Annotated in this window: 14 protein-coding genes; 2 read left to right on the top strand and 12 right to left on the bottom strand. The window is 54.1% G+C overall.

The annotated features are described in order from the left end of the window. Nucleotides 1-335 precede the first annotated feature (335 nt). Together EGT74_RS23880 and EGT74_RS23875 are read right to left on the bottom strand one after the other, a co-directional pair. Nucleotides 336-2,150, bottom strand: a complete 1,815-nt coding sequence (locus EGT74_RS23880) for a RagB/SusD family nutrient uptake outer membrane protein (RefSeq protein WP_123849137.1) — start codon at nt 2,148-2,150, stop codon at nt 336-338. Between the two features lie 18 nt (nt 2,151-2,168). Then, nucleotides 2,169-5,291, bottom strand: coding sequence for a SusC/RagA family TonB-linked outer membrane protein (locus EGT74_RS23875; protein ID WP_123849136.1), 3,123 nt, complete (start codon nt 5,289-5,291; stop codon nt 2,169-2,171). Between the two features lie 274 nt (nt 5,292-5,565). Here EGT74_RS23875 and EGT74_RS23870 point away from each other — a divergent pair, with 274 nt between their 5' ends. Then, the gene (locus EGT74_RS23870) at nt 5,566-6,438 is read left to right on the top strand and encodes an AraC family transcriptional regulator (RefSeq protein ID WP_123849135.1); all 873 of its coding nucleotides are present in this window, start codon (nt 5,566-5,568) and stop codon (nt 6,436-6,438) included. A 5-nt stretch (nt 6,439-6,443) separates the two neighbouring features. On the opposite strand, the gene EGT74_RS23865 is transcribed toward EGT74_RS23870, so the two are convergent. The 6 genes from EGT74_RS23865 to EGT74_RS23840 form a co-directional block, all read right to left on the bottom strand. Beyond that, nucleotides 6,444-6,839 (bottom strand): L-rhamnose mutarotase, encoded by a 396-nt coding sequence (locus EGT74_RS23865; protein WP_158618282.1) that lies wholly within the window; start codon nt 6,837-6,839, stop codon nt 6,444-6,446. Between the two features lie 31 nt (nt 6,840-6,870). Continuing rightward, on the bottom strand, nt 6,871-8,433 hold the full coding sequence (locus tag EGT74_RS23860; RefSeq protein ID WP_123849133.1) for a sodium:solute symporter family transporter: 1,563 nt from the start codon (nt 8,431-8,433) through the stop codon (nt 6,871-6,873). 18 nt (nt 8,434-8,451) lie between these two features. Continuing rightward, entirely contained in the window at nt 8,452-9,624 is a 1,173-nt protein-coding gene (locus tag EGT74_RS23855) for an enolase C-terminal domain-like protein (protein WP_123849132.1), read from the bottom strand. Next, nucleotides 9,621-10,514, bottom strand: coding sequence for an aldo/keto reductase (locus EGT74_RS23850; RefSeq protein ID WP_123849131.1), 894 nt, complete (start codon nt 10,512-10,514; stop codon nt 9,621-9,623). Before EGT74_RS23850 ends, EGT74_RS23855 begins: the two co-directional genes overlap by 4 nt. A 233-nt stretch (nt 10,515-10,747) precedes the next feature. Next, on the bottom strand, nt 10,748-11,935 hold the full coding sequence (locus EGT74_RS23845; protein WP_123849130.1) for an NHL repeat-containing protein: 1,188 nt from the start codon (nt 11,933-11,935) through the stop codon (nt 10,748-10,750). Nucleotides 11,936-11,956: 21 nt separating this feature from the next. Continuing rightward, a complete protein-coding gene (locus tag EGT74_RS23840) occupies nt 11,957-14,326 on the bottom strand; it encodes a TonB-dependent receptor (protein WP_123849129.1) in 2,370 nt (789 codons plus the stop codon). 218 nt (nt 14,327-14,544) lie between these two features. Here EGT74_RS23840 and EGT74_RS23835 point away from each other — a divergent pair, with 218 nt between their 5' ends. Further along, nucleotides 14,545-14,778 (top strand): hypothetical protein, encoded by a 234-nt coding sequence (locus EGT74_RS23835; protein ID WP_123849128.1) that lies wholly within the window; start codon nt 14,545-14,547, stop codon nt 14,776-14,778. 106 nt (nt 14,779-14,884) lie between these two features. Here EGT74_RS23835 and EGT74_RS23830 read toward each other — a convergent pair whose 3' ends face one another. The 4 genes from EGT74_RS23830 to EGT74_RS23815 form a co-directional block, all read right to left on the bottom strand. Further along, nucleotides 14,885-16,540, bottom strand: a complete 1,656-nt coding sequence (locus tag EGT74_RS23830) for a glycoside hydrolase (protein WP_123849127.1) — start codon at nt 16,538-16,540, stop codon at nt 14,885-14,887. A gap of 461 nt (nt 16,541-17,001) precedes the next feature. After that, nucleotides 17,002-19,743, bottom strand: a complete 2,742-nt coding sequence (locus tag EGT74_RS23825; protein ID WP_123849126.1) for a hypothetical protein — start codon at nt 19,741-19,743, stop codon at nt 17,002-17,004. 73 nt (nt 19,744-19,816) lie between these two features. Beyond that, nucleotides 19,817-21,256 carry a RagB/SusD family nutrient uptake outer membrane protein gene (locus EGT74_RS23820; protein WP_123849125.1) on the bottom strand — a complete coding sequence of 480 codons (1,440 nt, stop codon included), beginning with the start codon at nt 21,254-21,256 and terminating at the stop codon, nt 19,817-19,819. Between the two features lie 11 nt (nt 21,257-21,267). Beyond that, on the bottom strand, nt 21,268-24,330 hold the full coding sequence (locus EGT74_RS23815; protein ID WP_158618281.1) for a SusC/RagA family TonB-linked outer membrane protein: 3,063 nt from the start codon (nt 24,328-24,330) through the stop codon (nt 21,268-21,270). Between the last annotated feature and the right edge of the window lie 398 nt (nt 24,331-24,728).

Genomic DNA, 24,728 nt, shown 5'->3' with positions numbered 1-24,728 from the left:
AAGTGCCGGGCGACAATAACTGCAGCCGCAAAATCGCGGCTGCAGTTGAATATGAGATGTTGCAAGTGCTCCTGTCAGATACTGCAACCTGGTGGTATTCCGGTGAAATTCCGCCGGGAACGGCGGAATCGATTTTCCGTCTGTTACCAGGGTCAACAAAGGAGAGGACAAGCTGTCAGGATCATAGACCCTACCTGCCCCTTATCCTTTACAGATAACAGGTAGCCTTTCTTGTTGATTGATTGTGAACGTCATAAAATCTGTTTCTTTTTTTCCGGCCCCTGCATCCACGGTACAACCACACTGAGCCGGTAAATTATTGGATAGCATCTGTTTTATTGCAGCGGGTCAAATGCGCCGCCCCACTCCTTGTTCTGCTGCAATGCGCCTTTGGACTGTGAAATCTGTCCTTCCGGGATGGCATAGAACCAGTGGTTCAAATCCAGGTTGTATTTAAAGTTGGCGTCGCCATCGAGGTTATCGATGTAGTTGGCCATGAACTTCGCCCGCACTGCAGCGGTCATGATGTTATCCGCCGGCACTACCATCTGCCCGTCTTTGAGGGTGATGTACAAGCCATGGCGTGTTACCTGGTTGTTGAGCACATCGTAGCGTTTCCAGCGGCGGAGGTCGCCGAAGCGTTTGTTTTCATAGGCGAATTCCACCTGGCGCTCGCGGATGTATGCTTCGCGGATGTCGGCTTTCGATACGGCGGTGATGCCGTACGTGTCGCCAACACCGGCGAGGATGCCTGCGCGCTTGCGGATGTCTTTCAGCACCTGGATGGCTTCAGCCGCACGGCCGGTTTCGTTGGCGCATTCGCCGTAGTTCATCAGCACTTCAGCGAAGCGGATTTCAGCCCAGTCTGTCTGCGCCTGTCCGCCAAGGCCCGCCGTCACCGTGGTATCGAGCCCCTTCCGCTGGAAGAAGCCGGTGATGCTGGGGTTACCCGGCATAGCGGGGTGGATCACGTTCATGATGTTCACGTATTTGTTCTCACCCGCGTTGTACCGCCATACGTTCCAGAAGCTGTTTCCTTTTACGTAAATGGGCGCCACTTCATCCGGGCACGGATAAGGCGTACCGCCGCAGAACACCGTTGCATAAAAACGGTCGTCGCGGTTGGTATAAAAATCCGTGAGGAACTGGGCGTTGTAAGCCGGGTCGGTCAGCTGCGTCTTGTCGAATTGCATCGGCGAACCGTCTTTTTTCGGGAATGCCAGTAACAGGGATAAAATGGGCTGGTTGTTGTTGGAAGCGTCTTTGGTCAGCGGCTCCGGACGGATGCCGTTGAAATTGTTCGGATGATTGGGATACTGGAACTGGTTGACCATGATGATCTCCTTGTTCCTTTCCTGCACCCAGATTTTACCAAATGTGGGATGCAGTGCGTGCCCCTGTGCCACCGCGTAATCCAGCGCCGCTTTGTTCGCATCGTAAGCGGCCTGCCACCTGGCGGCGTCGTTACCAGGATTGAAAAGCGGGCTGGCGTAGCTGAGCAGCACCTTCCCCTTGAAAGCCATAGCGGCCACACGGGTAATACGGCCATAGTTCACGCCCGCATTGGGATGTACGCCCGGCAGGAGCATGATGGCACTGTCGAGGTCCTTGATGATCTGCGCCACACATTCCGAGGTCTTGTTTCTCGGTACAAACAGCGCTTTCAGGTCGTCTGTTTTCTGTGTGTGCAAAATGAGCGGCACGCCGCCAACGTTGTTCACCATTCCCCAGTAAGCCCAGGCACGCCAGAATTTGGCTTCGCCCTGGTACTGCTGGTTAGTGGGCGTAGACAGTATACTGGCCGGCGTTTCAGACAGCTGATCAAGGAAAAAATTAATACGGTCGATCTGTTCGTAGTTCAGACTGGAAGTAGTGGTCGATACCGAGATGATGCCGCGAGAATAATCGGGCATGCTGCGCACGTTGCTGATGCCCTCATCGGAACTGTTGCCGTTGAAAGGCCATCCCGGCATCATACGCCCGTAAATATCGCTCAGGAATGATTTGATCATCGCCGAATCCTGCCATACGGTTTCAGGATTCAGGTTGTTTTTGTTCTCGTAATCCAGCCCTTTTTTGCAGGACTGGCTGCCGCCGATCACAGCAGCGCCCGTTAAGAGCAGCGTCAAAAATTTATGTTGAAATTTCATGTTTACCTGATTAAGTGATTACAGCGAAATAAACGCACCGAAATTGAAAGCTTTCATTGTTGGATAAGTGAAGCCGTCGCCAATTTCCGGGTCGTAGTATTCCTTTCCGAATTTGCTGATCGTGAAAAGGTTGGAGCCGTTAAAGTAGACCCTCATTCCGGCAATACCCACCTTGCTGGTCAGCCTTGATGGCACTGAATAAGACGCACTCACGAAACGCAGGCGCAGGAAGCTGGCGTCTTTCATCCAGAATGAGCTTGCGTCGTTGGTCACCCTTCTGGTGCCGTCGTTAGCGGAATAACGGCGGGGCAATGAGGCGTTGGGCGTTTCCGGCGTCCAGGCGTCTGTATACCATTTCCGCCACATCCTGTTCCATTCCACGTTGCCGTCTACCAGATTGTTCACCATCCTCCACTGATTGAAGTAGCCGCCGAAGGAAGCCTGGATGGAAATACCTTTCCAGGAACCACCGAAGTTCACACCGGTCACAACCGGGTTATTATTCGGTTTCAGCACCTCCAGGTCCCAGTCGTTGATGATACCGTCAGGTTTGTTATCGGGGCCGCTGATGTCTTTGTAAGTCAGCTGCCCGGGTTGCGGTACTATGCCGTAGTATTTGTAACCCGGATTTTTAACCAGGAATGCGTCAACATCCGCCTGTGTGCGCAGCATGCCGGTCGCCACACGGGAAACCACCCTGTTGAGGTTGGACCCCACGGTTTTCTGGTAGGGATAGGTGATATTTTCGTCGCGGATGGCGAATTTCGCCGCACCGTAACCGAAGTTCGCATTCACGAAATAGGAGAAGTCTCCTGCTTTTCGATTCATGCCGATTGAAAACTCAATCCCCTTCACATTCACTTCACCGTAGTTGGAGCTGGGCAGTGTGCGGCTGAAAGTGGGCGGCACGGAAGCGATACGCTGGCCGAGGATGTCGTAAGTTTTAGCCTTGTACAATTCAAGCGTTGCGTTGAAATGCTCCAGGAAGTTCACGTCCACAGCCGCATTATAGCTGAGCGTTTTTTCCCAGGTGAGGTCCGTGTTCACGATGGGACCGTACGTGATACCTGCATTGGTCCTGCCGTCGTTGCCGAAAAAGGCGTTGCTGCCGTTCTGGTAAGACTGCTGCCACTGCCATCCGCCCACCGCATCGTTACCGGTAAGCCCCACGGAACCGCGGAGCTTCAGGAACTGGATTCCTTTCACCCCCGTCATGAAATTTTCTTTCGATACCACCCAGCCCACAGAGCCGGAAGGGAAGAAACCCCAGCGTTTGTCGTATGCGAATTGCATCGAACCGTCGTACCGGTAGCTGAAGGCAGCGATGTATTTGCCGTCGTAATCGTAGCCCAGCTGGCCCACCCACGAGCGGCGGCCGTTGGCCTGTTCGGTGTTGCCACCGTTATAAGAATCCAGCCTGTCGCCGCTGGTAGCCCACCACTGGTCGGTAAGGTACACAGGGAAGTTATCACGCGCGGTGGAAATACCGCCGTTTTCCCATTGTGATTTTTCAAACACCGCCAGCGCACGGACGTGGTGCACGCCATTGAATGTCGTATCATAGTTCACCTGGAAGTTGAGCTGGTAGTTCGTCATCCAGTTATAGTTTTCCTGCAGGAAATTCTTTCCGATCTGCGAAGAGCGTTTGATCGCTACCCTGTCGCCGTCTTTTGTGCTGATCTGGCGGACACCGGTAGTCTTCATCACCCACATATCATATTGTTTCTCGAAGATTTTCGCCCGGTTATAGGTATAGCTTTTCGAGAACTGCGCGGAAGCGGAGAGCCCCGCAATGCCCGGCACCTTGTATTGCAGGCGCAGGTTAATGTTCGGCGTAAGAAAATTTCTCTTGATATAACCGCCATCGCCGCGCGCCTCAGCGCCCACGTTACCGATCCATCCGTAATCGATAGGGTTGCCGCCGTCCGTCCATACCGGCTGCTCAGGCTGCCAGAGCAGCTGTTTGCGGTAGAGGTCGTTCGGGTTACCGGCCACGGCCGTGTTGGGAGGACCATACGTGAGGTTGTTGTACAATCCCACCCCCGCAAAAGCCTGCAGGCGGGGTGTGATGTCGGCCGTCAGGTTCGCGCGGAAGTTATACCGGTTGAAGGTGAGGTTTTTCATGATGGCGTCTTCCTTCACATAGGAACCGGACACGAAATATTTCACTTTTTCGCTGCCGCCGTTGACGCTGAGGTTGTGCATGTTGATATTCGGATCATTATATACTTCCTTCAGCTGATCATATCCCCATCCGTTGTTGATCTTGCGGAAGTAGTCAAAATCCGATTGAGACCACATGCTGCTGGAACCGGGGTTGAGGCGGTTATAAATTTCGCCGGTTTCGATGGCGTTGGTACGCTCCGCATTCTTTCCGCGCTTAGAGAAACCGTTGTTATAAGAATAATTGATGCGCGCCTGGCCGCTGGCTCCCCTGCGGGTGGTCACCACAATTACGCCGCCCGCTGCGCGTGCGCCGTATACGGAAGCGGCCGCCGCATCTTTCAATACGGAAATATTGTCGATATCGTTCGGCGCGAGGTTGTTAAAATCGTCTGCCGAGCTTACAAACCCGTCAATTACAAACAACGGATTCTGGGCCGTACCGGGAAAGGTACTCCCCGTTCTCACACGGATCGTAGGCTGCGAACCAGGGATGCCAGAAGGCGTGGAAATGAATACGCCCGGCATCTGCCCGGCCAGCAGGTTGGCTACGGATGTCGTTGGAAAATTCCGGCGGTCTTCGTCCATTTTCATAGACGCCACCGACCCCGTCACGAGGTCTTTCCGCTGTGTGCCGTAACCGGTCACCACCACGTCTCTCAACGAGGTAGCCGAGTTTCTGAGCGCGATGCGGATGGAAGCTCCCGACACCGTTACCGTTTGCGGTTCAAAACCTGTCATGGTAACTTTCAGGCGTGCACCAAGGGAAACGTTCATTTGGAATTTGCCCTCGCCGTCTGCCGCGGCATTTCTCTTTTCACCGCCGATCTGGCTGATGGACGCGCCCGGCAACGGGGCGCCTGCAGAATCTGTAACGGTCCCTTTCAAGGCGACCTTCTCTTGTGCATACATACGCGTGGAGTACAATACCAGGCATAACAGGCCCAGCAGCCAGCACATAAATTTTGATTGACTCATAATTGGAATTGTATAGGTGGAAAAATGATAAAAAATTCCCCTCTGTAATTGAAATCCTAGGTGATTGGCAATGACATAAAATTCCAACAATACCTTCCCTTCTACCACCCTAAATTTGACTATTAGCTATGCTTTTTTTGCAGGCGACCCTTTTCAACGCATTCACCATGATGTAACAAGGGATATCTTGCAATTCATTAAATTTGAGTAATTTTAGGTCCTTCAGGGACAACAGTGTTACAAACCAGGGTCGTTTCAACGAGATAGCAAGTGTATGCAATACATATATGAAAATTTCACTTTCCCACCGGACCAGTCATTTACCATCCGTTCAGAAATACTGGAAATAAAAAAATACGCCGCACTGAAATCGCATATCAATTTCGAGATCGCGTTATTGGAAAATTGCAGCGGCAAAAGGTTTATCGGGGACCACATCGAAGATTTTGAAGGAACAGAGCTGGTATTGCTCGGCAGTTACCTGCCGCATTGCTGGCAGTATTACACGGCATTGGATCCCATGATCCAGCCGCAGGCCACCGTCATTCACTTTTTCCCGGACTTCCTCGGGCAGCAGCTGCTCGAAAAACCGGAAGCGCGGCAAATGAACGAATTATTCGCAATGGCGGCAAAGGGCATTTCCTTTTCCGGTTATACCATCCAGACGGCCAAAATGATCATGCAGCAGATGCTGTTTTCTACCGGTATGGCAAGGGTGGCGCTGATGCTCAGCCTGCTCGACACATTGGCGAATGCGGATCAGCGGAAGGTATTGTCGTCGCCTTATTATAACTCCGTCAGTTCCTCGCTCGAAGCGCAGAAGATCAATAAAGTGTTCGATTTTATTTTCAGGAATTTCAGGGATGAGATTTCCCTGAAGGCGGTAGCGGATATACTCCATTTGTCACCGGCGGCGTTCTGCCGTTTCTTCAAAGCGCGCACCAACCGCACGTTGATCGACTTTGTAAAGGAAGTGCGCATCGGCCATGCCGCCAAATTATTACTGGAAAAGAAACACAATGTAACGGAGGCCTGTTACATGAGCGGGTATAACAATCTTTCGAATTTCAACAAACATTTCAAAGATGTAAAGGGACTTTCGCCACGCGACTTCATGCGCCAGTACGAAACGCCTGAAAGCCAGTAATGGCCTCAGGGACGGCTGAACTCGTAAAACGGCGCCGCTTCCGTCCACGTTTCGCCGGGCGCCGTGCCCGCCACGCCTTCCTGGTAACCCGCCATCAGCCGGTTCCATTCAGCGCAGCGTTTATCGTACGACTCCGCCTTTTTTCCCATCGCCGCCAGATCCGCGCCTTCCGGCACGGCAATGACCATCACCACCGTATGATGACTTCTGAATAACCGGATCTTTTCATAACCGGCCAGCGTAAACCCCTTCTCCACTTCCGGCCATACGTTACGATGATAATCCAGGTACGCTTTCAACTGGTCGTCACCCGGCTTGATATTCATGACAAATACCTTATCTATCAGTTTTTCACTTTGACCGCACGAGAAAAAAACGGCCGCGGCCAACAGGGCTGTCATAAAAAAAACAGGTTTGCGCATATCGTCAATTTTAACCGAAATAAAGATAAATGACGCACATCACGATGGCCAGGGCTCCCCAGAGCAGCCATACCCTCGCGGGACTTTTGCCTGCTCCCCGCCATGATTCGGCGATGGATGGCAGCACGTTCACAGCCGGGGGCTTGGTGAGCAGCGTTACCGCCACCAATACGGCCGACATAGCCACGAAGAGATAAAACGACAGCAACAGGAAATGCGGCCAGAAGGCTTTGGACGGGAAGTTCAGCACATGGCAGGCGCCCACCACGAGGCAAACCAGTCCTCCCCCGTACAACACCACTTCCGCGGCCGTGCGGTTGACCCGCTTCCATGAAATACCGCCTACAAACACAACGGATAATGGCGGCGCCAGGATGGACACCATGCCCTGGCTCAGTTCAAAGAACCCTTTCCCCGAATGAGAGAACAGGTATGCCACCCCAATGGCCAGCACCGCCGCCAGCACGGTCACCCACTGCCCGGTTTTTCTTTTCGCGGTATCGTCCATATCACGGAAGCGCGCCAGTACGTCGAGTGTAAAAACAGTGCTGAAGGAATTGAGCCCGGACGAAACGGTGTCGATCAGGGCAGCGATCAGTGCGGCGATGCACAGGCCGAGAAAACCGTGCGGCATCACCTGGCTTACCAGCGTGATATAGGCATTGTCCGGCTGGGCGATATCTTTATAAAGCACATAACACATGATGCCCGGGAAGATGAAAATAAAGGGCATGATGATCTTCAGCACGGAAATAAAAATCGCGCCATACTGCCCTTCCTGCATGCTTTTACCGGCGAGCACCTTCTGCACGATCGTTTGATCGGTACACCAGTAATAAATACCCACCACAGGATATCCCAGCACTATCGCCACCCACGAATATTCCGGATCGGAAGCCGGGCGGAACAATTGCCAGTGCCCGGTGGGTACCGCATCCGCCAGCGCCTGCAGGCCGCCGATTTTTTTCAGCGACAGGTATACGAGGATGATGGACGACAGAATGATGATCGCGGATTGAAAGATACCCGTGCGCACCACCGCCTTCAGCCCGCCCACGGCAGTGAAACTGGTAGCGATGAGCGCCACCACCGTTACGGCCTGCATGAGCGGTATCTGAAATATCTGCGAGATAATAAGGCCGCCGGCGTATAACGCGCTGCCCAGCCACACCACCAGAATGGAAATGAGGCTGTAGATCACGAGGAAGTTGTAGGACGGTTTGCCGAACCTGGCGAGCAGGAATTGCGGCATCGTGAACACTTTCGTGGAAATGTAATGCGGCAGGAAAAACATCGACATCAGGAAGATGAAGAACCAGGCCAGCCATTCGAAGTTGCTGCCTACCATGCCCTGCGTAAACCCGATACTGGCGAAACCCACCAGCATCGAAGGCCCGGCGTTGGCGCTGAACAGCGAAAAGCCGATCTGCCACCAACTGAGGGAGCGCCCGCCGAGGAAAATATCGCGGCCGGCGGATTTACTCCGGCGGTTCAGGTAAAAACCGGTAGCCAGCAGCGCAATGACGTACAGCAGCAGCACCCCATAATCAGATCCATTCAGTGTTATATTCAAAACGTGGTATTTAGGCGTTTACAATGTTACATTGGGCAGGTAGGCGGTAACGGAAGACGGTTCCCATTGTACGGAGCGCATTATTTTGCCGGCGCGGCGCCAGTGCTCCCAGTCAATCCGCACGGGCGCCCCCTCGATGTCCGGCAGCGCCCATCCACCGTGCGCCCAAACAGGCTGCACACTGAAGTACCGTTCGAGCCCGTGCATGATGGAGTAAAGATATTCCACGCGGCAGTTTTCTTCTGCGGTAGCCATCAGGCCGGCGGTGTAAAGCGAATACCCGCCCGAAGAAAAATCGGCTCCGTGCGCTTTGGCGAGATCACGGACCTCCGCCCATTCCCGCACCCCGCCAATCTGCGTTGGAACCGGCTGCAGGTGGCGAACCCCCATTTGCAGCAAGGTAGGGAACAGTTTGGACGTGCGTTCGGATTCACCGAACGATACTTTAACAGGCGAAGCGGCGCAAAACCGTTCTATCTGGTCCATTCCCGCCGAATGCACCGGTTCTTCTATCCATTCGATGTTTTGATCCGCAACCAGGTCGAGGAACCGGAGCGCCTGGTCACAATCCCACACCTGGTTCACATCTACCGCCAGCTGAACGGAAGGGCCGAGCAGGCTGCGCACGAACTTCACTCTTTCGGCATCTTCATGCGGGCGGGCGCCAAAATCTTTCCCGATTTTCATCTTGTAACAATCCACGCCTTTATCGAGGAAATAAGTGGCTTCCGATTCAAGTTGCGCATAACTGTAATTCGTGCCGCCCCCGCTGCCGTATACTTTTACATGATCACGGTTGCTGCCCAGGTAACGGTGCATCGGCAGGCCGGCGCGGCGCGCCGCCAGGTCGTGCAGGGCGAAATCTATCTGCCCCAGCATGGCCGCCGCCGCACCGCGGAATCCCTCGTTGCGGATAGACCAGTATAATTTGCTGTACATCTCACCGTACGGAACACCGTTACTATGCAGGAGAATTGGCAGAAAGCAGGATTCCAGGATGTTGGTGTAGCTGCTGAATACCGGCGCTTCGCCCACATATCCGTTTTCATCTTCCAGGGTAATGACGGCCAGGCCGAACGTCAGGAAGGGCCCCATCGTGGCATCCTGAAATGGTGTTACGGCGGGCACGGGCTCCAGCACATTGATGCGGACGCGGGCAATATTAAAGATTTGTTCGCTGATGTCTTTCATCTTGTTGATATCTCCTTGCTGTAATGCAAAATTTTTTCGTAAAGGGTTTCCGGTAAAGGCCCGGCGGCAAAATCGCCGAGGGTTTCTTCCAGCTCCTGCGGGTTAGACGGGCCGATGACGATATTGAATGTTAATGGAATTGATAACAGAAAACGGTGGGCCATGGCGCGGAGGGGCATCCCTTCCGATTCCGCCAGCTGATGCAGCCGGCTTGCGGCCTTCAGATCACCTGCCGGCAGCCACGCCGGGTAATCACCGGAGAAACCGGCAAAAGATTTACCGAGAAGCCCCATATTTAGCGGGCTGGCCGCAAAATAACGCAACCCCGCCGCTATGCAGGCGGGTAAAGAAGTATCCATCGCTTCGGTATGGCAGGCATTGAGACGGTTGTATTCCATCAGCACATCAACCCCGCCATCCCGGAGCCAGGGCCAGGCCCATGCCGGCGGGTTACCGCCGAGGCCGGTGGCGCGCGCATAACCTTTTTCCTTCAGTTCCTGCAACACGGCCACCGCCGCACCGAATTCCCCTTCGGGGATCTGTGCGGGATCGTGAAGAAAAAGTATGTCCAGTGAAGTAAGACCGGTTCTTTCAAGGGTGGAGGCAACGCTGCGGAACATGGCATCCCGGCTGTAGTCGTACCGGCCATCGTAAGCCGTAAAACCCTGCAGCCTGCCCACTTTGGAGCTGACTGCGGGAACGGGCCCTTTCCATTGCCGCAACGCTTCACCGAGGTATGCTTCCGCATGGGCATAGGCCGGCGCCGTGTCGATAGCCTTCACGCCCCGTTCCAGTGCCAACAGCACCGTTTGAACGGACGCACCGGGGGAAACCTCCCCCCAGATGCCGCCGATGCCGGCGGTGCCTAATATAAGCCGTTCGAATTTCATCCCGGGAATATTGCAGTTCAAAAAACAGTTTTCAGTCAGTTCAAATGTAATCCCCTCGCAGGCAGCCCTGCCAGCTGCTTTTTGACCAATTTACATGTTTTTTTGACCCGGCTTGTCAACGGGAGTGGATTTCCATAAATCCGAAGACATGCCGGCTCCCGGTGGCGAACAATATCCTCCCCGGCGCCACCGGGAAAATTCTGCCGGCAATATTTGTTTTTACGTTAAAAAAGTCACTCAAATGCACACAGGATACTCGGATCCCCCTGCGCGCTCACCACCGGTCCCACGCTCGTTGTATTCGTAGCCGGGTCAAAAGAAAAGATGCCCACCCCGGTGTTGGTCGACATCCCGTAATACACCTTGTTCTCATACGGCAACACACAGGCCGCGTATCCATTTGAATAAGGGATATCCAGCTTCGTCAGCACCTTGTTTTGCAGGTCCGCCCGGAATGCGCCGAAGGTCTTGTCCTTCACATAATCCGGGGGATTGCTCATCAGCTTCGGGATATTCCCCGTGGCATACACAATGCCGTTGCCGGCATATTCGACACGGTGAAGATAATCGAGGTGGCTACCCGGTATGTTGGCCACCACATAATCGCTGATGTTGAAAAAGTACGCCGGGTCGAATTTTGTGTCTCCGTTTTTGATACGCAGGAAGCCGCATTTCTGCCCCGGTACGAATCCCCATGAGCTCATGCACAACACATACAGATCGCCGTTCTCCGTAAAGAACATCGAACCTGAAGACGAAGCGTTGCCGGCATAAGTGGCCCTGTTGTCGGTGATGCTGGTAATGCCGTAGTTACCAGCCACATCGATTACCAGCACCTGTGCCGGATGCATGCTGGTATAACCGTCTGAGGTTTGCAGGCAGGCTACGTACAGTCTGCCGTTTTTGTATACCATCACGCCCGGGTCGGGGCTTGCATCTCCCAGTGCGTAAGGGGTGAGGTCGATCAGGCCGGTTTGCGTCATGGTAGCGGGATTGATCACGGCGATCTTCCCGGTGTTGCCTAAAGACACGTATGCTTTTACGGCGCTTTCGAACGCGATGCAATAAGGGAACGATGCGGCCGGCATGACCAGACTACCTGCTTCCTGCAGCGTACCGTCCATATTGCGGGTATACTTTTTCACCTTGTCGCCGCTGCGCGCTTCGATAAGATAAACATCGTTGCCGTACACCTGCGCCAGCGCATAACTCACCACCTGCCGGGCATTGGCGTTGTTGTAAGTGCCTTTGGAAAAATCGCTGCGGGTACCCAGGTATGCTACCGGTGTGGTGCCCGTGTTGATGTTGGTGACCATGGCGATATGGTCGTACCCGGCTGTACGGCCGCCGGCGTCCGCCCTTCGTTTTGTGCAGGCGCAGAGCAGGCAGATGGCAACTATCGGAATCAAAAAATATTTCATGTCGGTGTAATGTTTAGGTTTTTAATGCCCGTGACCGGCTTTACCGATCAGCAGGTACCGCAGTTTGATGCGGAACGTTCTGCCGGGAAGCGGCATGTTCCAGTTGTTGAGGATATTTTCGTTGGTGATGTTGTGCACTTCTCCTGTGATGGTATATCGTTCGTCGTGAAACGACTGCTCTATCACGAGGTTATGCGCCACATAGGCAGGGATAAAAAACTGGTCGTACCGGCTGATGTTAAAACCGTAACTGTATTCGTTCGTAAAGCTCCCTTCGTAAATAAGCCGCGTTTTCGCGCCCCTGGCGAGAAGGCCGGTTTTATGAAATTCCACATTCCAGTTACCGAACAGCTCCGGCACGTTGGGGATTTGCAGCAGGTACGTGGGATTATCCACTTTATCGGTACCGGGCAGATATTGCGAAATGTCCCGGAGCCGCTGCCAGGTGACGTTAGCGCTGACGTATACGTGTTTCGTCACATCCAGTTTCGCTTCCGCATCCACCCCCAATATGTCCACATTCGCGTAATTCACGTAACCCGTCGTCAAGCCGCCGGTGCCGGCCAGCTGTATCATATCGTTCACCCGCATGTAGAATGCATTGGCGTCGAGCTGCAGGCGGTTGCCGGCCCCGTTGGTTTTGTCGAAAATGACACCTGCCGTGTAATTGTTCGCTCTTTCCGGCTGCAGTGAAATGGCAGGCGTGATCAGCGCACCGTCACCGAAAAGTTCCGCATTCAGCGGCAGGCGCACCGCTCTTTCATAACTCGCTTTCACCATCCACTCCGGCGTAAAACTGTATCGCATGCCGGCGTTATAACCTGCGGTGTTGGTGATATTGCGCACCCGGTCCGGCGGCGCATGCAGGTAGATATTGGTGTTATAACCCTGTACCTCGCTGTAATAATGTTTCACCGCGGCCGAGAGCAATAGTCGCTCCTGCAACAACCGGCTTTCCAGGGTCAGGCCCGTGATGGTATTGAATAATTTACCGGGATGATTGAACAGGTTTTTCCCGGCAAACGCATTGGCCACATCATCTTCCGGCTCAAAATCGCCTTTTCGGAGCGTATTGTTCAGGTTCAGCGTAAACACCTCGTTGAGCTCGAAATTGACATTGGCCAGCTGCCGGAACTCCTTCTGCACGGTAGTCGTCAGGTTGGGACCGATGCCCATCTCCCCTTTCCCGTAAATGCTCGGAGAACGAATACCTTCCCAGTCGTAGCTGTACGACGAAGTATCGACAAACCTCACGTTGATGTTCGCCAACGCGGCATTGTACTTAAACGACAGTCTGTTATCCAGCAGGCCCTTCTTTTTGGCCGACAGAATCGCCACGCCTGTTTTACCATGGCTTTCGATGTGCCGGATATTCCGCTGCACGCCCTGTAATTCTTTGTCGACGTCCACATAAGCGCCTTCCAGTTCCACCTCATCGAACCACAGTTTGTGAAAGCGAATGGAAGCGCCGGCCAGGATGGAACGGAAGCGGTCATGATCCCGGCGGATCTTCAGCCCCGGCTGAAAAGGAGATTCCATCGTATAATCGTTGTCGCTGCTGTTGGTGAAGATGCCCGCCCCGGCTTCGATGCCCGCTTTGTCGAATGTTTTTTTAAGGATGAGGCCGGTGTTAAGGGTGTTGTACGACTGGTACGATGCCGTTGCGTCGATGTAACTGACATCACGGTGTTTGATGACCACGTTCACCGCACTGCCCAGCCCGTCTCCTCCCAGCCAGGCGGGAATCGTTCCTTTGTAGATCTCGATGCGTTCGATGATCTGGAGTGGCAGGTCGTTGATGCCGAGGCTGCCGTCCGGGGTATTAAGAGGGTTGCCGTCGATGAAGATCTGTACCCTTCTGCCTTCCAGGCCCCGTACGGAAATTCTGGCCTCGCTGCCCAACCCGCCGGTTCTGCGGATTTGTACTCCCGTTTGCCGGGCAAGCAGTTCGTTGAGGTTGCTGGCACGGTTCTCGATCTGCCGGCCAGACAGGATGGTAACCGGCATCACATTGTTGCGGACCTTACGCGCAGCGGCCTGTTCCTCGCTCAGGCCCGTCACCGTTACGCCGGAGAGCTCGGTGCTGACCGCCTCCATCGCGACCTCTACCGAAAGGCCGGTTTTATCCACCCGCACGGTTCGCTCGACAGGCCGGTAACCCACAAAAGAAAACTGCAAAGTGTATGTACCGGTATTTATTTTTTTGAATTCAAATACGCCGTTCGCCCCTGTTTGCGTGGAAACGCCCGATTCGCGGATGTGCACCGTTACCTGCCCGAGCGGGGTAAAGCGTTGTTGATCGAGCACCCTGCCACGGATAACGTTCCCCTGGGCGAATGCGCAATGGGAAACGACGCAGCACAGCAGCACAAAAAGCAGCCTTTTCGTCATTCTGTTTCAAGTTGTAAAAGTTGGATAGTTACATGAATGCCACGTACCGGTATAGGAACAGTACGCCCGCAGGGGCACAGCCTTCACACGCGTTCATGCCTGATAAAATATATCGGTTCCCGCAGCAGCTGCCGCGGATATAAGAGAAGAAATTAATCCACCGCCGGCGGGCCTTTGTTGGAGGAATGGAAATAAGAAGCGGTTACCGGCCCTGGGCGATGAAACGAAAAAACGACAGCCAGCGCCCTGCGTACGAATACAAAGGAAACCTGCTGATCATTGTAATAGAAAGAATACTGATGGTCACAAATTTTGCAGGAACCGGAGAACGTCCCGCTTTCACCCGCATACGCCGGCAGCTGCGAAGAGGATTTTTCAGTATGACAACTGGTGCCGGCATGATGATGCCATACCTGCACCGGCAGGACTATAAACCCGTACAGCGCCAATAACAGCGCGGCTAACCAGGAACGATATGTGCTGACGGGCGCCATTTTCATTGCAACGATGTTGCAAATATAGAACGCCCGTCAGATTATTCAAAATAAGTTTGCGCACCTAGCGGTACTTCCCTACCAGCGTCACCACCGACCTCGCCCCGATCATCACCGGCGCACCCGCCTGCTGGCTGCTATACTGCAATTCTTTGGTATCGGACGTGGTGTACGCTGCGATCTGTCGCGTAGCGAATTTTACCCCATCGAGACTAACTTGTTCATCTTTCGTTGTCATATTGATCAGCACCACGACTACTTCTTTGCTGACAGGATTCTTGTAAGCGGAAATCATCAGGTTGGCGGCAGCGGTCTTCGGGTCGGTATTGTTTTCCAGGGAAGCATCTATTCTGATCATGCCGGGACGAACGAACCGCGAAAAATTCCCCAGCGCCCAGAGCAATTTCGATGCGTATATCAAACCGTCCTGCTGCGTGGCCGATAACTCGCCCATGGTACCGTTCACATTGGCCACATACACAAGTCCGTCTTTATAATCGGACGGGCTTACGCCGAGCCACCATTGCCAGGATGTGGCCCTGCCCACCACGATATCCGTATGAATGAGGCGCGCCACGTACAGGGCCGTATTGATGCCCAGGTCTCTTCCACCACCCTGGATGCCGTCCTCTTTGCCGAGAATGCAATATTCGGATTGCCAGTAGTCCACTTTCGGATTCACCGCGGCCATGCGTGCGGCCAGCTGTTGGCGATGATTGAGCAGCGTGGGGATATCGGGCTGCGCAAAGTAGCTATGACTGCTCTGTACCGGCGCCACGGAACGGAATGAGCCGATGTACCCTGCACTCGAGGGGTTCCAGAGATAATTGAACACATCGCTTCGCTCGGGTGCGGAATTCACCGTGCCATACACATAGTTCAGCGCACCGGCTTCGCCCATAGCAATCTTTGTGGACAATCCTCTTTGGGTGATGCCGGCGTCGAGGGCCCGGATGAGCTCGAAGGCTTCCTGGTTAGTGGCAGGCGTGCCTTCCTGGCTGGCTTTGCCGTTCTCTTTCGCCATCCAGTCCCATTGCGGTTCGTTCAGGGGACTGATGTATTGCACCGGTATGCCCGCGTCTACATAGTGTTTCGTCACATCCGCCAGGAATTCCGCAAATGCGTTCATTTTCCCGGCTTGCAGGTTCAGCTTCCCTTTCTCAACGCCGCCCGGTGCAAACGCGTATCCGTTCTTCGTCATATGCACGGGCGCACTGATGGAAAACAAAAGGAAATTCTCCACGTTCCGGGCTTTGGCGGCGCGGGCGAACCACTGGTTGCCGGCCTGCTTCGACCAGTCGTAGCTACCATCGGGCAACTGGAAAGATTCTTCCCGGCGCCAGGGCGAACTGATGTTACTCTGTTCTCCCTGCTCCGCACTGCCGGCGCCAATGTTGATGCGCCACATGGAAAGACCGATCCCTTTCGGGTTGCCTTTTTCATCCATCTCTTTGCTGAACAGCAGGTCCGCGATCTGGTTGCGTTTGCGCTCCGGCCAGTTTTTGCCGATGAACTTGATACCCCAGCAATCGGATGCGCCGAAGCTGTGCATGGTCTGTTTTTCGGCAGCCAGGTCGATGGTGGCGGTCAACGCCTTGCTGACGGCACAGGTATCTCTGCCGTTCACGATACAGGGATTTTCCGTACGCGCCGGCCCACTGTTTTTCACGCAGGCCATGAGGACTATCATCGTAAGCGTCGTCATGTTCATCTTGATCATTCTTTGGTTTAATATACTGCAATTATGCCGGAAGCGGGCCAACAACCCCGAGGCAGTTTCAAAACGCTGCCGCCGTCGAACATGGCCCTGTTCTGCGGGTTATTATGTTTGCCCGGCCGGTTCCGCAGGCCATGCGTTGTTTCATAATTGGCGCTTCAAGTTCCCCCGGATTCTTTTTTATTACAATGGACGTTCCGATTAAAAAAATGGAGATAATTACGGGATGGCATGGAGCTCAGCCACAAAAAAGCGCTTGAGAAAGATTACAAACGGCCGGCATCAAAAGACCGTCCGCAGCGCCTGATCTATGCCGTAGTAAAACCGCAAAGATCAGGCGCATTGTACGAAGAGTGTTTCCGATTAATGAGGATTACCAGATCGGGAAGAATAATCATCCCACCTACAATACGCACAAGCTCATCGCCACTACACGTGCATCGGCAGCTTCTATTTTAGGCGCGTTACTTCAACACCGGCACGCCGTCAACACCGCCGGGCGTTGCGGTGATGTGTCCTTCGCCGGCATCGAAGCACAGCGTATTGTTACCGTCCGCCACGGCGGCAGTAAAGTTTATTTTTCCATCGGCGCTCCTGATATGCCAGTAACCGCCTTTCAATCCGGCCAGCGTTACCTGCCGCGTTCCGGCGGGTGCTTTCATTATAAACGAACGGTCAATTAAACCGGAGCCGGCGCTCATGCACACCACCCTGTCTGCGATGGCGAGCTGGTAGTGCGTCGCTTCTGCTTTGAAATTTACGGGCAACGGTTTGGTATTGCCCGCTACCATCTGGAATACGGTGAGAAAACGATCCTGTAAGCGCGGAGTTGCAGGCGTTATCATGATGCGGTGAGCATGGGCCTCCGGTTTGTCGGACACTACCTGGTAGGGTTGCCCGAAAACACTGTTAGCCGAATCACCGCTTAATATTGCCATGATGCGGTCTTTGGGCGCCGGCAGCAGCATATCCACGTAGGTTTTACCCGTCAGCCCGTTGCGGCTGTTTTGCAACACCAGCCGCCCCCCTGTCGTGTCCGGCAGGTGCAAGGTGTTGATCTGCCAGTATTTTTTGAAGTCTGCTTTTGCCGTCGTCATATCGTCGGTCAGGATGATCACAGCCGGCACATCCTCGCGGCCAAGGTTGAGGAAACAGAAACCGCGCGTGTATCGGGTCATCTTGGATGTGTAAGCACTGGTCAGGTCGGCCTTGAAGTAACTGAACGCGGGTGCGGTTGCCGAGGGGCCGAAGCCGGCCGACTGCACCTGCCCGTTATTGAACCAGGGATCGGACACGGTCTCCTGCGGTGTTTGCGGAAAACGCTGGTTGAACCTTGTACCGCCGTCCCGCACCCGTGCGCGGAAGAGTAATTTTTCTTCCGGATCCACCGCCAGCATCATGCTATGCGCCACCGATCTTTTGTTGAAGTTAAAATCATAGGGCGTGCCGTAAGAAACATACAAGCCGATATCCCCTACCTGTATGCCGCGGTAATAGATCTGCAACGCACCGGCATCGGCGTGCTGGTGATTGGCGAAGTGATAACCGCCTCCCCGGATCTCCGCGATCACGTCGTTACTGCTGTCTGTATTATTCCAGCCGGTACGCGCTACCATGCCACCCAGCACGGTACCGAAATCTTTGGTCAGGGGAAGTTGTGCAAGGCGGTGTTCCGCTTTCAGCGCAGGATCATTCACCAGCAGGAACAGTACTGGATTGCCGGGCAAACCGCCCTGCCGCTCGAACTCACCTTTGATCACGGCATCATTCGAATAGGCATAACTCAGCAACATTGTTTGCGGCTGTTTCCAGTAGACCGGTTTGCCGCCGCTGATTTTTCCGCTGAACATATCGCCGTCGCGCAGCATATATCCGTCCGGCTGGCGCATGTACAGCCAGAAGTAAGGCAGTTTTTTGATGTTGTCGTCGAAAACGCGGAGCCCTGTCATCCGGTAATAGAACCAGGCGGCATGCATCTCCCAGCCGAAGCGGTAGGCGCCATAATCCACGCCCTGGTTATGCCGGGGAGATGCATATTCAAACTTCCGCATGGGCACCAGCTGTTCCAGCACCGTGTAAGCAGTGTAGCGGTAAGGGAGCGGATCCACATCATACAGCGCGATACCCATCGCCAGCAAGTCGCGGCAGATCTGCGCTTCGTTACCGTGGCCGTTGATGATGCTGTCCATAAAGGGCGGCCATCCTATTTCCATATCCCTTGCGAGCCGCAGCATGTTACTGTATAACGCCGCTTTATCCTTCCTGCTCAGTAGTGGATAACACCAGTCATACACCAACGATGCCGTATAAATGGCACGGCCTATTTCGCGTGTAATATCGCCATATGTCACGTTACCGAATTCCAGTGCGGACAAATAATCCGTCATCAGCCGCACCGCTTCGTTGCCGGCTTTTTTATCCCCTGTCATCAGGTAATAAAATGCTTTCGCCTCGGCGGCTTTCTCCAGGCCTTCGTTGTAAAACACTTCCTGTTGCGGGTCGCAATGAAAAACATACGGCCGCAAAGCGGTGGCGCGCACGCCGTCCCAGGCGGGTTTGTTTTCCGGCGCCGTCAGCCGCGATTTCACCAGGGGAAGCGTTTGCGGCGTCACCCATAAACGGGGATGGCCCGGTGGCGGCACAATTTTCGGCATGTAATCTTTTGCGGCAGCAGGTACCGCGGGCGGATTATAATTTTTCCATTCGATATATACCAGTTGAATGCCCGGCGGCAGCCAGATTTTCAGTTCCTGCTCTCCCTGCTTCAGTTCGAACCTGCCCGTTACCTGCCCGGCGGCGTGGTGCCTGTCGTATACGATCCGCCTGGTTGCGCGCTGACGGCCCAGCTGCAGCCTGATGTAACTGGTCACGATGTTTCCTTTTTCATCCCTTTGCGGCTTTTCCGCCCCTCCCTCCGGAATGGCATAGGTAGACAGCCGGTAGGTACCCGCCAGGGGCACCCTGACGCGAAATACAACATCCGGGGCAACCGGCGGGTTATGCTCCGTCGCCCCTTTTTTTAATCTCACACCACCCTCACCGCCTCGTACCACTTCAGCATGTTCCGCATTCACCCATGCTTCGGCAGCCGGCTGCCTGTTCACGAATTTATCGCCCACCACGGCGGGATACGCCTGGCAATAAGCAGCCAGCGATATTACCTGCAATAGCAGCACGCCAATAAAACCTGTTCTTGCTTTCTTCATGCTTGTCAAATCAAAATCCCCGGGGCACCGGGCCCCAGGGAATATTTCACATAAACCTACCGTAAATTATCGTTTAATAGCCAGGATTCGGCTTTACATTCGGGTTGGCGCTCAATTCCGCTTCCGGTATCGGCATCAGCCTCCTGAAATCCGTTGTTTTTACGTCCACATAAAACGAATATGCCTTGGCGCCCATGTTCTGGCGGGTGAAGTTCACGTTAGTCCGCGCGAGGTCGAAAAACCGGAGACCTTCAAAAGCAAGTTCCTTGCGCCTTTCCCGCAAAATGGCATCCAGCAGGGCCGGCCCGGCATATGTATAATCCACCAACAGAGGATCCCTGTTTTTGGCGAGCATGTTGAGGTACAGGCGCGCATTGGTTTCATCGTTCACCCGGGCGTAAGATTCAGACAAGGTCAGCAGCACTTCCGCATAACGCAGCAATTTGATCTCGTCCCTGTCGGCCACGCCCGTATTCTGGTACTTGTTGACATAGTTCACCTGCTGGCCGGCCCGCGTACCGGCTACGATAAGCGCCTTCCTGCGGTCGGTTTCGCTATAGAGCGCATAGGTATCGTCGGTCACCAGCAGATCGCCCAGACCGGTCCTGGCGTACATATAGTCGAGCCCTTCCACGCCGTTGTTGGCGGTGGCGGAATTGTTGAGTTCAAAAATCGTTTCCAGTTTATCGGTGCGGGTGACGTTCGATGCCCAGTACGAGGTAAATGCAGCCGCGGTGCCCGCCAGGTTATAGCCGCCTTTCTGCACCACCAGCAGCGCCGCATCGCGGGCTTTTTCATAATCTCCTTTATACAGGAAAGCTCTTGCCTGCAGGGCTTTTACCGCATACTTCGAAATGAAGTTGGTATTGTTGGCGTGAATGGCAGGCGGTGTTTCGGGCATGATGGCGAAAGCCTTGTCGAGGTCCGCAATGATCTGCGTGTACACTTCCGCCACGGTATTCCGCGCGGGTTTGACAAACGCCCCGCTGATATTGGCAGGTACGGTCACCACCGGCACACCATCGGCGGCAGGGTTAACGGTATGCGGTTTGGCAAACCAGTTCACCAGGTTCAGGTAACAAAACGCCCTGATGGCATATGCCTCCCCTCTCAGCTGGCTTGCATTGTTCGTTTCTGCGATGCCGGCAGCCAGGATGCGGTTGGCCTGCAAAATGGCATAATAATTCTGCGACCACAGCAGGCCGGCTTCGGCGTTGTTGCCTACATAGGTGTAGTTATTCCAGGGCAGCAGCCGGCCGGAGGTAGAACTGCTGATATACACATTGTCGGCCAGCAGATCGCCCCACACCAGCGCGTTGCGCCCGTAGAGGTAGTAGTTGTTCAGCACCCGGTATGTACCCGCCAATGCCTCCAGCATATCGCCTTCGGTCTGGATGGCTTTATCGACGGACACCGAAATGGAAGGCTCTTCTTCCAGGAAGTCTTTACCGCAGGAAACAACCGCCATTACGGATGAGAGCAGGATGGATATATATACATGTCTTCTTTTCATGGCTCGATCTTTTAAAGTCCTACGTTAATACCAAAGGTGAAAGTTTTGTATTGCATCATGTCCTGGTAATCGAACCCGGAGTAGTTCACTTCAGGATCGAACGGCAGGCGTTTATCGAACGTGCGGGTGAACAGGTTGGTAGCCCTTCCGTACACATGCAGTTTGCTGATGCCCAGTTGTTTGACCAGCGGGATGTTCCGGAAATCGTATCCCACCGTAACGTTTTTCAGGCGGATGTGATCACCTTTATACAACCGGTAGGTACTTACCGAATTGTCTGTTTTGGTCGTGAACTTCGGCACGTCCGTAACCTGTCCGGGCGTCGTCCAGCGATGGTCGTAAATGTATTTGTATTTGTTGTACGTATAGTTGGCGCCGGAAGTGGTGTAGAGATCGGATGCGCCGTACACCCAGTAACCCAGGTTGTAACTGAAGTCGATGCCCAGGCTGATGCCTTTGTAGCTGAACATGTTATTGAAACCGCCCGTCGCTTTCGGAACGGAGAGCCTGTCGAGCGGCACGAGCTGCGCATCGGCGATATTGTTCGTGGTGGCGGCATGCGTGCCATCCTTATAATACAGCGGGTCGCCCGTTTGCGGATCGACGCCGGCGAACTCTTTCATGTAATAGGTATTGAAACTGTAGCCCTCCTTGAGATAGAACAGGTTGTTCTGCACACTGGTGCCCGCCGGCAGCCGGGTGATCCTGTTCTTGTTGAGGGCGAGGTTAAAATTGCTGTTCCAGGTAAAGTCTTTTATCCGGAGCACATCACCCTTCACCGTAAATTCCCATCCTTTGTTCACCATCGCGCCCACATTTTCGCTGACGGCGGAGAAGCCGGTGGTGAGGGAAGTAGGTACGGAGCGGATGAGGCCGTCGATGTTATTGTGGTAGTAATCTACCGTGAGCATAAAACGGTCGCCGGCAAAACCGATGTCGAGCCCCGCATCGAACTTCCTGGAGGTTTCCCAGCGCAGGTCGATGTTGCCGATGGTGGCGTACTGCTGGCCGTTGATGCCGGCATATCCGTAAGCAAGCCCGTAACCCGCCTGCGGCAGCCAGGCATAGTTGCCCAGGCTGGCATTACCGGTGGTGCCGTAAGAAGACCGCAGCTTCAGCGACGATAAAACATGCTGGCGCTGGAAGAAGTCTTCCTGGTGCACGTTCCAGGTGCCGCCTACGGAATAGAAGCTGGCATATTTGTTATTGGACGCGAACCTTGAAGAGCCGTCCCGGCGGAAAGAGCCGTTCAGGGCATATTTGTTCCGGTAGTTGATACCGGCGGTGGCATACAATGAGGTGAAGGCATAGTTGCTGTACTGGCCATAGGCGCCGAGGGGCGTGGCAGCATTGCTCAGCGCGGTGAGGCTTTCGTGCGTAGACGGGAACCCGCCGCCGTCTGCCGCCAGCAGGTATTCCTTGGAACGCTGCGCTTCGTAACCCACCGCCGCCGTGGCATAAAAATTATCCACGCCTTTGAAATCGTACCGGTAGTCGAGCTGGTTACGCGTCAGCCAGTTAAAGTAACGCGTGTAATAGTTCCGGCTCCGGCCTTTGAGGGAAACGCCGTCGCCCATCGTCGCATTGAGGAAAGTGGTTTCCTCCAGCGTCTGATAGTCGGCGCTGATATAGCTCGTGTAATTCAGTTTATCCCAGATGTTCCATTTCAGTTTCACGTTACCCAGCACACGTGTTTCCGAGAGGTATTTTTTATCGTGCTCGGCAATCCACAACGGATTGTAAATGCCGGGGAAGTTCGTATTGCCGGCGATGGTGGTGTTGATGGAACCGTCGTCTTTATAGGCCAGCTGGAAAGGCCGCAGTACGCGTGCCGCCCAGGTGGGGTTGCCGGAAAACTGTGTGCTGTAGGGCGTGTTTTGTCCTACGTTGGAAACATTGATGCCGGTCGACAACTGGAGCCGTTTGCTGATATGCTGATCGAAATTCAGCAGACCGGAAATTCTTTTGAAGTCGGAGCCAATGGTGGTGGCCTCCTGGTTAAAATAACCGGCGGAGCCGAAGAACTTTGTTTTCTCCGTGCCGCCGTTGAGGCTGACGTTATATTGCTGCTGTTTACCCGTGCGGGTAACCAGTTTGTACCAATCGTTGCTTTTGCCGCTGTTGAGGCCGTAACTTTCCGCCAGTGCGGCAATCTGGTCGGGTGTGGAACCGCCGTTGCGCAATGCTTCCCTGAACATTTCGGCATATTGCGGACCGTTGAGCGGCATGCCCGCATCCGGCGGATCCATCTGGCTGCTCACACCCGCTTCCGCATCCACCCGCACCTGTGTTTTTCCGGCCTTGCCGCGTTTGGTGGTGATAATGATCACGCCCGTGCTGCCGCGGGAGCCGTACAATGCCGTTGCGGCCGCGTCTTTCAATACGTCTATGCTTTCGATATCGTTCTGGTTCAAGCCTGCGAGGGCGTTGGACGTAGTCATATTATACCCCAGCTGACCCGAATTCACGATCATACCATCGATCACGATCAGCGGGTTCGACGACAGGGAAAGGGAGCCCAGCCCCCTGATGCGGATGTCGACCGCCGCACCCGGCTGCCCGCTGGTGGTAGGCGCGGTCAGACCCGCGATATGCCCCTGCAGGGTTTGTGCAAAAGTGGAGAAAGGTTTGTTCTCCAGCACATCGCCCTTTACCGAACTGATGGCACTGGTATTGGCGGCCACGGTGGTGGTACGGTAACCGTCCGACACCACCACTTCACCAAGCGTACGCACGTCGCGCTGCATGGTAACATTGATCTGGCTTTTGCCGGCCGGCACCTCCTGGGTCACATAACCGAGCATCCTGAACACCAGCACGGCACCTTCCGGCACCTGGCTGAGCTGATAATACCCGTTGGCATCCGTTACCGCGGTCTGCGAGCCGCCGGACACCTGTATGACCACTCCCGGAATCGGCGTACCGGCGTCATCTTTAACGGTACCGCTGACGTTCAGTACAGCCACACCGGTAACGCGCGCATCCGTAAGCGCCGGCGCCGAAAATGCGGGCCGTGCGTCCACCAGGCTGAAGGCTACAAAACAAAGCCCCACCAGCCGGGAAGCGCTCGCCATACGGGACCTGTCAAGTGTGCGAAACAGGCTGTTCACCCTCTTTTCAATATGAATGCTATAATTCATACATTTTAAAATAGACGATTAAAAAATGAAGTTGTTAATACCGTTGACACGCCGTAGCGCCATGGAACATCCAGCTAAATAAATCTCATAGTCTTTTAATACCGGTGATACACCCCCTCATACATCCACTCTTGCGGATAGCCGGAGCCGTTGGCAAAAAAGTCCCTCCGGAGCACTTTTAAGCCGGCGCCCTATTGTTGCGATCTGCATAACGAAGCCTTATGTTGCGTATCTCCCCTTTTATGAAAGTTTAAATGAACGTAGAATGATTTTGATTGACTCGTGTCTATGTAAACAAATATATGCCTTTTTGGTAAACAAAATGCAATTGT

It is taken from the genome of Chitinophaga lutea (assembly GCF_003813775.1).
In the GTDB taxonomy this organism is placed as follows: domain Bacteria; phylum Bacteroidota; class Bacteroidia; order Chitinophagales; family Chitinophagaceae; genus Chitinophaga; species Chitinophaga lutea.
The sequence above is the reverse complement of the archived record's forward strand: the minus strand, read 5'-3'. Positions and strand labels throughout refer to the sequence as shown.

What these genes read in the sequence shown, in the direction of transcription:
- EGT74_RS23880 (WP_123849137.1), bottom strand. Translation starts at nt 2,150, where the DNA reads ATGAAATTTCAACATAAATTTTTGACGCTGCTCTTAACGGGCGCTGCT.
- EGT74_RS23875 (WP_123849136.1), bottom strand. Translation starts at nt 5,291, where the DNA reads ATGAGTCAATCAAAATTTATGTGCTGGCTGCTGGGCCTGTTATGCCTG.
- EGT74_RS23870 (WP_123849135.1), top strand. Translation starts at nt 5,566, where the DNA reads ATGCAATACATATATGAAAATTTCACTTTCCCACCGGACCAGTCATTT.
- EGT74_RS23865 (WP_158618282.1), bottom strand. Translation starts at nt 6,839, where the DNA reads ATGACAGCCCTGTTGGCCGCGGCCGTTTTTTTCTCGTGCGGTCAAAGT.
- EGT74_RS23855 (WP_123849132.1), bottom strand. Translation starts at nt 9,624, where the DNA reads ATGAAAGACATCAGCGAACAAATCTTTAATATTGCCCGCGTCCGCATC.
- EGT74_RS23850 (WP_123849131.1), bottom strand. Translation starts at nt 10,514, where the DNA reads ATGAAATTCGAACGGCTTATATTAGGCACCGCCGGCATCGGCGGCATC.
- EGT74_RS23845 (WP_123849130.1), bottom strand. Translation starts at nt 11,935, where the DNA reads ATGAAATATTTTTTGATTCCGATAGTTGCCATCTGCCTGCTCTGCGCC.
- EGT74_RS23840 (WP_123849129.1), bottom strand. Translation starts at nt 14,326, where the DNA reads ATGACGAAAAGGCTGCTTTTTGTGCTGCTGTGCTGCGTCGTTTCCCAT.
- EGT74_RS23835 (WP_123849128.1), top strand. Translation starts at nt 14,545, where the DNA reads ATGAAACGAAAAAACGACAGCCAGCGCCCTGCGTACGAATACAAAGGA.
- EGT74_RS23830 (WP_123849127.1), bottom strand. Translation starts at nt 16,540, where the DNA reads ATGATCAAGATGAACATGACGACGCTTACGATGATAGTCCTCATGGCC.
- EGT74_RS23825 (WP_123849126.1), bottom strand. Translation starts at nt 19,743, where the DNA reads ATGAAGAAAGCAAGAACAGGTTTTATTGGCGTGCTGCTATTGCAGGTA.
- EGT74_RS23820 (WP_123849125.1), bottom strand. Translation starts at nt 21,256, where the DNA reads ATGAAAAGAAGACATGTATATATATCCATCCTGCTCTCATCCGTAATG.
- EGT74_RS23815 (WP_158618281.1), bottom strand. Translation starts at nt 24,330, where the DNA reads ATGGCGAGCGCTTCCCGGCTGGTGGGGCTTTGTTTTGTAGCCTTCAGC.